We start from the raw sequence: 10,852 nt of genomic DNA on the forward strand, positions 1-10,852 counted from the left end.
TGTGAAGACGCAATGAACCGAAAGTTCGCACAACACACAAACTATCGCATACCCAATTTGCTGAAGCGTCGAAAGACGGTTCGGTACCCGAATTTCTTGACGACCATAGAGCATTGGAACCACCTGATCCCATCCCGAACTCAGTAGTGAAACGATGCATCGCCGATGGTAGTGTGGGGTTTCCCCATGTGAGAGTAGGTCATCGTCAAGATTAAATTCCGAAACCCCTATCTGCGTATGCAGGTAGGGGTTTTGTTTTTGTCCGCAGGAAAATCTGACTCTCCGGGTTTCTATGCAACTGCTCGGGGCGTGGCTATCATGCGGGCCTCATTGTGAGGCGAGACTTGCATGCTGACGTTGTTAAAGCTTCTTAAAGATGGCCGATTCCATTCGGGTGAAGCGCTAGGTGCTGCCTTGGGCATCAGTCGCAGTGCTGTCTGGAAGCAGCTCCAGCACCTGGAGGCTGAGCTGGGTTTGTCCATTCACAAGGTCCGAGGGCGAGGTTATCAGCTTGCCGCGCCATTGACGTTGCTTGATCCGCAGGAAATTGGCCGGCTGGCGTCTTCCTGTAATTGGCCGGTTTTGGCTTTTGACTCGATTGACTCCACCAATGCCGAGGCACTACGCGCCATAGATCAAGGCCAGGCGTCTCCCTTTATCGTACTCGCCGAGCGTCAGACAGCGGGTCGTGGAAGGCGCGGAAGGCGATGGGCGAGTCCATTTGCAGAGAATATTTATTACAGCCTGGTGCTGCGTATTGAAGGTGGGATGCGTCAGCTGGAAGGTTTGAGCCTTGTTGTGGGGCTCGCTGTCATGCATACGCTGCGAGAGCTTGGCATTTCGGCGGCTGGATTGAAGTGGCCCAACGATGTTCTTGTGGGTCAGAAGAAGATTGCCGGAATTCTGCTTGAGCTAGTGGGAGATCCCGCTGATGTTTGCCATGTGGTGCTGGGTGTGGGGATCAATGTAAACATGCAGATAACTGAGGAGGTCGATCAGCAGTGGACTTCCATGCGGCTTGAGTCCGGCAAGGTGTTCGATCGCAATCGCCTGGTCGCCGAGCTTGGATTGATGCTTCAAAAGTATCTGTTGCGTCACCAGGCGAGCGGATTTTCAGCTATTCAGGCTGAGTGGGAGCAAAATCATCTGTGGCAGGGGCGGGCGGTGTCGTTGATAGCTGGTGTAACCCATATAGACGGTGAAGTGCTGGGGATCGATAGCCAAGGCGCCTTGCGCTTGAAGGTGGATGGCGTGGAAAAAGTTTTCAGTGGTGGCGAGCTGAGTCTGAGGTTGCGCGATGATTCTTGAGCTCGATTGCGGAAATAGTTTCATCAAGTGGCGCGTGCTTGAGGCGAATGCGCAGTCAGTGGTGGGTGAGGGCGTTGTCGATTCGGATCTGGCGCTGCTTGACGACTTGAAGGCACTGAAAGGCCTTGCTCTGAAGTTTTGTCGGCTGGTGAGTGTCAGGACTGCGGATGAAACCAATGAGTTGACCGCTTTGTTGAAGGCGTCCTTCAATGTCTCGGCGGTCTGCGCGGTTCCCGCGCGGGAAATGTCCGGCGTGCGCAATGGTTATGAGGAATTCGAGCGGCTCGGGCTGGATCGCTGGCTTGCGATGCTGGGCGGTTTTCATCTGGCTGCAGGCGCGTGCCTTGTCCTTGATTTCGGTACTGCTGTAACAGCTGACTTCGTTGCCAGGGATGGAGGGCACTTGGGTGGATTCATCTGTCCCGGTATGCCATTGATGCGTAATCAGCTTCGCACACATACCCGCAAGATTCGTTACGGTGATCGCGCGGCGGAGCGCGCGCTGGAGAGTCTCATTCCGGGTCGTACGACGGTCGAAGCTGTCGAGCGAGGGTGTCTGTTGATGCTTCAAGGGTTTGTGCTTACTCAGCTGGAACTGGCGCGCAGCTACTGGGGTAAAGAATTCGTAGTGTTCCTGACGGGGGGGGATGCTGCCTTGGTTTCAGGCATCGTGCCGGAGGCGAGGGTGGTTCCGGACCTGGTATTCGTTGGCTTGGCTATGGCGTGTCCTTTGTCCTGAGGTCCTTATGCGTTGGTTGTTTCTGCTTCTGCTGGTTCTCAACGTCTTCTACTACATCTGGTATCAGCAAGAGGCTCCTCTGCGTGCGAAGGATGTGACGCCTTTAAGCTTGTATCGGGGGGGGCAGCAGGATATTCGCCTGCTGAGTGAAACGCCTGATTCGACCAAGGAAAAAGGAAAGGCTGCTCAAGTAGATCCAGGTTGCCTGTATTTAGGCGGATTTACGCGGCAGGATGTCGCTCAGGGGCTTGAGCGCCGATTGAGCGGCATGGAGGTGAAATATCAGTTGTTGCCGAAGGGGAGTGCTGAGTCAGCCGGTTACTGGGTACGTGTGGCCCCCGAGAGCAGGCGTTGGCTGGATGATTTGCAGTTGCTAAACCTTTCTAGAGAATTCAATGAGTTAAAACATAAAATAATGCCTTGCGAGGGGGTTGCGCCCATCGAATAGTTTGCATAGAATGGCGCCCGCTCCACAGCGAAGACCTAAAGCGGTTAGCGATGTGAAGCAAGGTCAACGCAGCTAACCTCAGGTTTTTAATGAGAAAAATGCTTGACAGAAGGCTGGCATGATGTAGAATGCCGGCTCGCTTAGGAGGGGTTCCCGAGCGGCCAAAGGGATCAGACTGTAAATCTGACGTCTACGACTTCGAAGGTTCGAATCCTTCCCCCTCCACCATTTTTAGCGAGAGCTGCAAGCCTCGCGGGTATAGTTTAGTGGTAGAACCTCAGCCTTCCAAGCTGATGATGCGGGTTCGATTCCCGCTACCCGCTCCAAGTTTGCAGGTTTTGCACGGTGTTTCGCTCTTGTAGCTCAGTTGGTAGAGCACACCCTTGGTAAGGGTGAGGTCAGCGGTTCAAATCCGCTCAAGAGCTCCATATAACAAGGCAGATATGAAAATATCTGCCTTTGTTTTAATGGCTAGAGGTTGTTTGTCATTGTGTGCAGGCGGTTTTGACCTCCTGGTGCAGGCGAGCGATTTGGGTCATTGAGTAAGTTGTTGTAAAGTCTTTTTCGGGCCGGCATAATGGTCGGCCTGATTTTGTTTTAGGTCAGTAGCTCAATTGGCAGAGCGACGGTCTCCAAAACCGTAGGTTGGGGGTTCGATTCCCTCCTGACCTGCCAGATTCACCAGGTGTGTCTGGCTTTCTTTTCACAGGATCTTCATAGATGACTCCTAAAGCTGAAGCTCAAGGTTCTCGCTTCGATCTGCTCAAGTGGCTAGTGGTAGTCGCTTTGGTGGTTGTTGGCGTTGTTGGCAATCAGTATTTCTCTGCTTCGCCGATCCTGTACCGTGTGCTCGCTTTGCTTGTGATTGCTGCTGTAGCTGCCTTTGTAGGCTTGCAGACGGTCAAGGGCAAGTCTTTCTTTGTTCTTGTCAAGGAAGCGCGCACCGAGATTCGTAAAGTCGTTTGGCCAACTCGCCAAGAAACCACGCAGACCACGTTGATTGTTGTGGCTGTTGTTCTGGTTATGGCGTTGCTGTTGTGGGGGCTTGATTCCCTGCTCGGCTGGCTTGTTTCCTTGATTGTCGGCTAAGGGTGTCCCGTGGCTAAGCGTTGGTATGTTGTGCATGCTTACTCCGGTTACGAGAAGCATGTTATGCGCTCGTTGATTGAGCGCGTAAAGCTGGCTGGCATGGAAGATGGCTTCGGCGAGATTCTGGTTCCCACTGAAGAAGTGGTTGAAATGCGTAATGGCCAGAAGCGTAAAAGCGAGCGCAAATTCTTCCCGGGTTACGTGCTGGTTCAGATGGACATGAATGAGGGTACTTGGCACTTGGTCAAGGATACTCCTCGAGTTATGGGTTTCATTGGCGGTACCGCTGATAAGCCGGCTCCAATCACTGATAAGGAAGCAGAAGCAATTCTGCGCCGCGTCGCTGATGGTAGCGACAAGCCGAAGCCGAAGACTCTGTTCGAGCCAGGTGAGTCGGTACGCGTCAATGATGGTCCTTTTGCCGATTTTACCGGCACTGTTGAAGAAGTTAACTACGAAAAGAGTCGCATCCAGGTGGCTGTACTCATTTTCGGTCGCTCTACTCCGGTAGAGTTGGAGTTCAGTCAGGTCGAAAAGGTCTAACTGAGCAAGCATCCCAACCCCGCAGCCCTAGGCTGTGGGGTTTTGTCGTCACTGGGATAAACGCGCAAGTAACCGGGGAGCCTTTCGAGGCGTTTGAACCCGTAATTGGAGTGCCTCATGGCCAAGAAGATTACCGCTTACATCAAGCTGCAAGTGAAGGCCGCTCAGGCTAACCCAAGCCCACCTGTTGGTCCTGCTCTGGGTCAGCACGGCGTGAACATCATGGAATTCTGCAAGGCTTTCAACGCCCGTACTCAGGGGCTTGAGCCAGGTCTGCCGACTCCAGTGATCATCACTGTCTATAGCGACCGTAGCTTCACGTTCGAAACCAAATCCACCCCTGCTTCGGTTCTGCTGAAGAAGGCGGCCGGTCTGACCAGCGGTTCCGCTCGTCCGAACACCGTTAAGGTTGGCACCGTTACCCGTGCTCAGCTGGAAGAAATCGCGAAAACCAAAAACGCGGATCTGACTGCAGCTGATATGGAAGCAGCCGTGCGTACTATCGCCGGTTCTGCTCGTAGCATGGGCCTTAACGTGGAGGGTGTGTAATGGCTAAGCTGACCAAGCGTCAAAAGGCTATCGCCGGCAAAATCGAAGCAGGCAAGGCCTACAACTTTGTAGACGCCGCTGCACTGCTGGCCGAGCTGTCGACTGTCAAGTTCAGCGAGTCGTTCGACGTTGCTGTAAACCTGGGCGTTGACCCACGTAAATCCGACCAGGTCGTTCGTAGCGCTACTGTGCTGCCACACGGCACTGGCAAGACCGTTCGCGTTGCTGTGTTCACCCAGGGTCCAGCTGCTGAAGCTGCTCTGGCTGCCGGCGCTGACCGCGTAGGTATGGATGATCTGGCTGCCGAAATGAAAGGCGGCGACCTGAACTACGACGTAGTGATCGCATCCCCGGATGCCATGCGCGTAGTAGGTCAACTGGGTCAGATCCTCGGTCCACGTGGTCTGATGCCTAACCCTAAAGTCGGCACCGTAACTCCAGACGTAGCCACCGCGGTTAAAAACGCCAAGGCTGGTCAGGTTCGTTATCGCACCGACAAAAACGGCATCATCCACACTTCCGTTGGCAAGATCGGCTTCGACGCCGTCAAGCTGAAGGAAAACGTTGAAGCCCTGATCGCTGATCTGAAGCGTATCAAGCCAGCTTCCTCGAAAGGCATTTACGTTAAGCGCGTAACCCTGAGCACCACCATGGGCCCAGGTCTGGTCATCGACCAGAGCTCGCTGGACGCGTAAGACAAAAATTGGCGCAAGTATTTGCGCCAGTTGAAAAATTGGGGTCCCTGCCTGGCGGGGGCTATCCAAGACCGTAGGCGACGAAAGTCTTAAACCACAAGCCTACGCAGATGGTGCTCCCGGTTCCTTACCGAATCAGACACCAAAACGACATCCGGTTTCGACCAGATGAAACGGTAACAAGCAGGAGTTAAACCCGTGGCAATTAAACTCGAAGACAAGAAGGCCATCGTCGCTGAAGTCAACGAGGCTGCCAAAGTCGCTCTGTCCGCTGTCGTGGCTGATGCCCGTGGCGTAACAGTAGGCGCGATGACCGGACTCCGTAAAGAGGCTCGTGAAGCTGGCGTTTACGTACGTGTTGTACGTAACACCCTGCTCAAGCGCGCTGTTGCTGACACTGAATTCAGTGTCCTTAACGACGTGTTCACCGGCCCTACCCTGATTGCATTCTCCAAAGAACATCCAGGCGCTGCTGCCCGGATTTTCAAAGAGTTCGCAAAGGGTCAGGACAAGTTCGAGATCAAGGCAGCTGCGTTCGAGGGCAAGTTCCTCGCAGCTAACCAAATCGACGTACTGGCAACTCTGCCGACCCGTGACGAAGCAATTTCTCAGCTGATGAGCGTGATTCAAGGCGCAACCAGCAAATTGGCTCGTACTCTGGCGGCAATTCGCGACCAGAAAGAAGCTGCTGCAGCCTAAGGCTCGTCAACTTCTCGCGTTTTTTGTTTTTTTCGATGGTCGCGTAGGCCGTCCCCAATATCAGGAATTAGATTCATGTCTATCTCTCAGAACGATATCCTTGAAGCAGTTGGCAACATGTCCGTAATGGAAGTTGTTGAGCTGATCAAAGCTTTCGAAGAAAAATTCGGTGTTACCGCTGCTGCTGCATCGGCTGGTCCAGCTGCTGCCGCTGCCGTTGTTGAAGAACAAACTGAATTCAACGTCATGCTGACCGAAGCTGGCGAGAAGAAAGTTAACGTGATCAAGGCTGTACGTGAACTGACCGGTCTGGGCCTGAAAGAAGCCAAGGCTGTAGTTGACGGTGCTCCTGCGATGGTTCTGGAAGGCGTTGCCAAAGACGCAGCTGACAAAGCCAAAGCAGCTCTGGAAGAAGCAGGCGCTAAAGTCGAGCTGAAGTAAGCATCGACTTTGCGTTTCCAGCCCGAGCGTTAAGCGACAGGCTGATGGCTGGTGGCTCTTGCCACCGGCCTTTTTCCGTTATTGGCAGCCGGCTCGGTCGGCGCTGATAACGAGCTGTAACCACCCGATGCGGTGGCGCAAACCATGGGGTTTGCACGATTTTCTGGCTGCTCCCGTCGGGAGGGGCCAAACAAGCAGGTGACCAAGCTGGGGAACGCTGATGGCTTACTCATATACTGAGAAAAAACGTATCCGCAAGGACTTTAGCAAGTTGCCGGACGTCATGGATGTGCCGTACCTCCTGGCCATCCAGCTGGATTCGTATCGTGAATTCTTGCAAGCGGGAGCGACTAAAGATCAGTTCCGCGACGTGGGCCTGCATGCGGCCTTCAAATCCGTTTTCCCGATCATCAGCTACTCCGGCAATGCTGCGCTGGAGTACGTCGGTTATCGCCTGGGCGAACCGGCATTTGATGTCAAAGAATGCGTATTGCGCGGTGTAACTTACGCCGTACCTTTGCGGGTAAAAGTGCGCCTGATCATTTTCGACAAAGAGTCGTCGAATAAAGCGATCAAGGACATCAAAGAGCAAGAAGTCTACATGGGTGAAATCCCCCTGATGACTGAGAACGGTACCTTCGTAATCAACGGTACCGAGCGTGTAATCGTTTCCCAGCTGCACCGTTCCCCGGGCGTGTTCTTCGACCACGACCGTGGCAAGACGCACAGCTCCGGTAAACTGCTGTACTCCGCGCGCATCATTCCTTACCGCGGTTCGTGGCTGGACTTCGAGTTCGACCCGAAAGACTGCGTATTCGTGCGTATCGACCGTCGTCGCAAGCTGCCTGCATCGGTACTGCTGCGCGCGCTCGGCTATACCACCGAAGAAGTGCTGGACGCGTTCTACACCACCAACGTATTCCACGTGAAAGGCGAGAGCCTGAGCCTGGAGCTGGTGCCTCAGCGCCTGCGCGGTGAAATCGCAGTTCTGGATATCCAGGATGACAAAGGCAAGGTTATTGTCGAGCAAGGTCGTCGTATCACCGCTCGTCACATCAACCAGCTGGAAAAAGCAGGGATCAAAGAGCTGGAAGTGCCTCTGGACTACGTCCTGGGTCGCACCACCGCCAAGGTCATCGTGCATCCGGCAACCGGCGAAATCCTGGCAGAGTGCAACACCGAGCTGAACACCGAGATCCTGGCGAAAATCGCCAAGGCCGGCGTTGTTCGCATCGAAACTCTGTACACCAACGATATCGACTGCGGTCCGTTCGTCTCCGACACGCTGAAGATCGACTCCACCAGCAACCAACTGGAAGCGCTGGTCGAGATCTATCGCATGATGCGTCCTGGCGAGCCGCCAACCAAAGACGCTGCCGAAACCCTGTTCAACAACCTGTTCTTCAGCCCTGAGCGCTATGACCTGTCTGCGGTCGGCCGGATGAAGTTCAACCGTCGTATCGGTCGTACCGAAATCGAAGGTTCGGGCGTGCTGTGCAAGGAAGACATCGTCGCGGTACTGAAGACTCTGGTCGACATCCGTAACGGTAAAGGCATCGTCGATGACATCGACCACCTGGGTAACCGTCGTGTTCGCTGCGTAGGCGAAATGGCCGAGAACCAGTTCCGCGTTGGCCTGGTGCGTGTTGAGCGTGCGGTCAAAGAGCGTCTGTCGATGGCTGAAAGCGAAGGCCTGATGCCGCAAGACCTGATCAACGCCAAGCCGGTAGCGGCGGCGGTGAAAGAGTTCTTCGGTTCCAGCCAGCTGTCCCAGTTCATGGACCAGAACAACCCGCTGTCCGAGATCACCCACAAGCGTCGTGTTTCTGCACTCGGCCCTGGCGGTCTGACTCGTGAGCGTGCCGGCTTCGAAGTTCGAGACGTACACCCGACGCACTACGGTCGTGTTTGCCCGATCGAAACGCCGGAAGGTCCGAACATCGGTCTGATCAACTCCCTGGCTGCCTATGCGCGCACCAACCAGTACGGCTTCCTCGAGAGCCCGTACCGCGTGGTGAAAGACGCTCTGGTCACCGACGAGATCGTGTTCCTGTCCGCCATCGAAGAAGCTGATCACGTGATCGCTCAGGCTTCGGCCACGATGAACGACAAGAAAGTCCTGATCGACGAGCTGGTAGCTGTTCGTCACCTGAACGAGTTCACCGTCAAGGCGCCTGAAGACGTCACCTTGATGGACGTATCGCCGAAGCAGGTAGTTTCGGTTGCAGCGTCGCTGATCCCGTTCCTCGAGCACGACGACGCCAACCGTGCGTTGATGGGTTCGAACATGCAGCGTCAAGCCGTACCAACCCTGCGTGCTGACAAGCCGCTGGTCGGTACCGGTATGGAGCGTAACGTAGCTCGTGACTCCGGCGTTTGCGTCGTGGCTCGTCGTGGCGGCGTGATCGACTCCGTCGATGCCAGCCGTATCGTGGTTCGTGTTGCCGATGACGAAGTTGAAACCGGTGAAGCCGGTGTCGACATCTACAACCTGACCAAATACACCCGCTCCAACCAGAACACCTGCATCAACCAGCGTCCGCTGGTGCGTAAAGGTGATCGGGTTCAGCGTAGCGACATCATGGCCGATGGTCCGTCCACCGATATGGGTGAACTGGCACTGGGTCAGAACATGCGCATCGCGTTCATGGCATGGAACGGCTTCAACTTCGAAGACTCCATCTGCCTGTCCGAGCGTGTTGTTCAGGAAGACCGTTTCACCACGATCCACATCCAGGAACTGACCTGTGTGGCCCGTGACACCAAGCTTGGCCCAGAGGAAATCACTGCGGACATCCCGAACGTGGGTGAGGCTGCACTGAACAAGCTGGACGAAGCCGGTATCGTTTACGTAGGTGCTGAAGTAGGCGCTGGCGACATCCTGGTTGGTAAGGTCACTCCGAAAGGCGAGACCCAGTTGACTCCGGAAGAGAAGCTGCTGCGCGCGATCTTCGGTGAAAAAGCCAGCGACGTTAAAGACACCTCCCTGCGTGTACCTACCGGTACCAAGGGTACTGTCATCGACGTACAGGTCTTCACCCGCGACGGCGTTGAGCGTGATGCTCGTGCCCTGTCGATCGAGAAGTCCCAGCTGGACGAGATCCGCAAGGACCTCAACGAAGAGTTCCGTATCGTCGAAGGCGCTACTTTCGAACGTCTGCGCTCCGCTCTGGTCGGCCACAAAGCCGAAGGCGGCGCCGGCCTGAAGAAAGGCCAGGACATCACCGACGAAGTACTCGACGGTCTTGAGCACGGCCAGTGGTTCAAACTGCGCATGGCTGAAGATGCTCTGAACGAGCAGCTCGAAAAGGCCCAGGCCTACATCGTTGATCGTCGTCGTCTGCTGGATGACAAGTTCGAAGACAAGAAGCGCAAACTGCAGCAAGGTGATGACCTGGCTCCAGGCGTGCTGAAAATCGTCAAGGTTTACCTGGCAATCCGTCGTCGCATCCAACCGGGCGACAAGATGGCCGGTCGTCACGGTAACAAGGGTGTGGTCTCCGTGATCATGCCGGTTGAAGACATGCCGCACGATGCCAATGGCACCCCGGTCGACGTCGTCCTCAACCCGTTGGGCGTACCTTCGCGTATGAACGTTGGTCAGATCCTTGAAACCCACCTGGGCCTCGCGGCCAAAGGTCTGGGCGAGAAGATCAACCGCATGATTGAAGAGCAGCGTAAAGTTGCCGAGCTGCGTAAATTCCTGCACGAGATCTACAACGAGATCGGCGGTCGTCAGGAAAGCCTCGATGACTTCTCGGACCAGGAAATTCTGGATCTGGCTCAAAACCTGCGCGGCGGCGTACCGATGGCCACTCCGGTGTTCGACGGTGCCAAGGAAAGCGAGATCAAGGCCATGCTGAAACTGGCAGACCTGCCAGAAAGCGGCCAGATGCAGCTGACCGATGGCCGTACCGGCAACAAGTTCGAGCGCCCGGTTACCGTTGGCTACATGTACATGCTGAAGCTGAACCACTTGGTAGACGACAAGATGCACGCTCGTTCTACCGGTTCGTACAGCCTGGTTACCCAGCAACCGCTGGGTGGTAAGGCGCAGTTCGGTGGTCAGCGTTTCGGGGAGATGGAGGTCTGGGCACTGGAAGCATACGGTGCTGCATACACTCTGCAAGAAATGCTCACAGTGAAGTCGGACGATGTGAACGGCCGGACCAAGATGTACAAAAACATCGTGGACGGCGATCACCGTATGGAGCCGGGCATGCCCGAGTCCTTCAACGTGTTGATCAAGGAAATTCGTTCCCTCGGCATCGATATCGATCTGGAAACCGAATAACACGTGACGCGAATCGAGAGCGGGGCTGGATTGCCCGCTCTCTGCTC

At 55.2% G+C, this 10,852-nt stretch carries 10 protein-coding genes, 4 tRNA genes and 1 rRNA gene; all 15 read left to right on the forward strand.

Annotation, left to right across the window (positions count from 1 at the left end; all coding sequences use genetic code 11):
• The first annotated feature begins 95 nt into the window (after positions 1-95).
• The 15 genes from rrf (at position 96) to rpoB (ending at position 10,805) form a co-directional block, all read left to right on the forward strand.
• Positions 96-211: ribosomal RNA gene (gene rrf / locus ACX3YF_RS10230) — 5S ribosomal RNA — on the forward strand.
• Between the two features lie 137 nt (positions 212-348).
• Positions 349-1,308: a bifunctional biotin--[acetyl-CoA-carboxylase] ligase/biotin operon repressor BirA gene (gene birA, locus ACX3YF_RS10235; RefSeq protein ID WP_458944232.1), complete on the forward strand. Its 960-nt coding sequence runs from the start codon at positions 349-351 to the stop codon at positions 1,306-1,308.
• Complete coding sequence (locus tag ACX3YF_RS10240) at positions 1,298-2,047, forward strand: pantothenate kinase (RefSeq protein ID WP_288096375.1); 750 nt, start codon at positions 1,298-1,300, stop codon at positions 2,045-2,047. Before birA ends, ACX3YF_RS10240 begins: the two co-directional genes overlap by 11 nt.
• A 7-nt stretch (positions 2,048-2,054) precedes the next feature.
• Positions 2,055-2,495: a hypothetical protein gene (locus tag ACX3YF_RS10245; protein ID WP_458973705.1), complete on the forward strand. Its 441-nt coding sequence runs from the start codon at positions 2,055-2,057 to the stop codon at positions 2,493-2,495.
• A gap of 143 nt (positions 2,496-2,638) precedes the next feature.
• A tRNA-Tyr gene (locus ACX3YF_RS10250) sits at positions 2,639-2,723 on the forward strand.
• A 24-nt stretch (positions 2,724-2,747) separates the two neighbouring features.
• Positions 2,748-2,821 (forward strand) — tRNA-Gly (locus ACX3YF_RS10255).
• Positions 2,822-2,847: 26 nt separating this feature from the next.
• A tRNA-Thr gene (locus tag ACX3YF_RS10260) sits at positions 2,848-2,923 on the forward strand.
• Positions 2,924-3,094: 171 nt separating this feature from the next.
• Positions 3,095-3,170 (forward strand) — tRNA-Trp (locus ACX3YF_RS10265).
• Between the two features lie 45 nt (positions 3,171-3,215).
• Complete coding sequence (gene secE, locus ACX3YF_RS10270) at positions 3,216-3,584, forward strand: preprotein translocase subunit SecE (RefSeq protein WP_110965138.1); 369 nt, start codon at positions 3,216-3,218, stop codon at positions 3,582-3,584.
• Positions 3,585-3,593: 9 nt separating this feature from the next.
• Positions 3,594-4,127, forward strand: coding sequence for a transcription termination/antitermination protein NusG (gene nusG, locus ACX3YF_RS10275; protein ID WP_007933727.1), 534 nt, complete (start codon positions 3,594-3,596; stop codon positions 4,125-4,127).
• A gap of 117 nt (positions 4,128-4,244) precedes the next feature.
• Entirely contained in the window at positions 4,245-4,676 is a 432-nt protein-coding gene (gene rplK, locus ACX3YF_RS10280; protein WP_007933726.1) for a 50S ribosomal protein L11, read from the forward strand.
• On the forward strand, positions 4,676-5,371 hold the full coding sequence (gene rplA / locus ACX3YF_RS10285) for a 50S ribosomal protein L1 (protein WP_003186095.1): 696 nt from the start codon (positions 4,676-4,678) through the stop codon (positions 5,369-5,371). The genes rplK and rplA overlap by 1 nt, the downstream gene beginning before the upstream one ends.
• A 198-nt stretch (positions 5,372-5,569) precedes the next feature.
• The gene (gene rplJ, locus ACX3YF_RS10290) at positions 5,570-6,070 is read left to right on the forward strand and encodes a 50S ribosomal protein L10 (protein WP_007970413.1); all 501 of its coding nucleotides are present in this window, start codon (positions 5,570-5,572) and stop codon (positions 6,068-6,070) included.
• A gap of 75 nt (positions 6,071-6,145) precedes the next feature.
• The gene (rplL, locus tag ACX3YF_RS10295) at positions 6,146-6,511 is read left to right on the forward strand and encodes a 50S ribosomal protein L7/L12 (RefSeq protein ID WP_077046802.1); all 366 of its coding nucleotides are present in this window, start codon (positions 6,146-6,148) and stop codon (positions 6,509-6,511) included.
• A 220-nt stretch (positions 6,512-6,731) separates the two neighbouring features.
• Complete coding sequence (rpoB, locus tag ACX3YF_RS10300) at positions 6,732-10,805, forward strand: DNA-directed RNA polymerase subunit beta (RefSeq protein ID WP_130211429.1); 4,074 nt, start codon at positions 6,732-6,734, stop codon at positions 10,803-10,805.
• The last annotated feature ends 47 nt before the right edge of the window (positions 10,806-10,852 follow it).

It is taken from the genome of Pseudomonas fluorescens group sp. PF-69, from assembly GCF_054481235.1.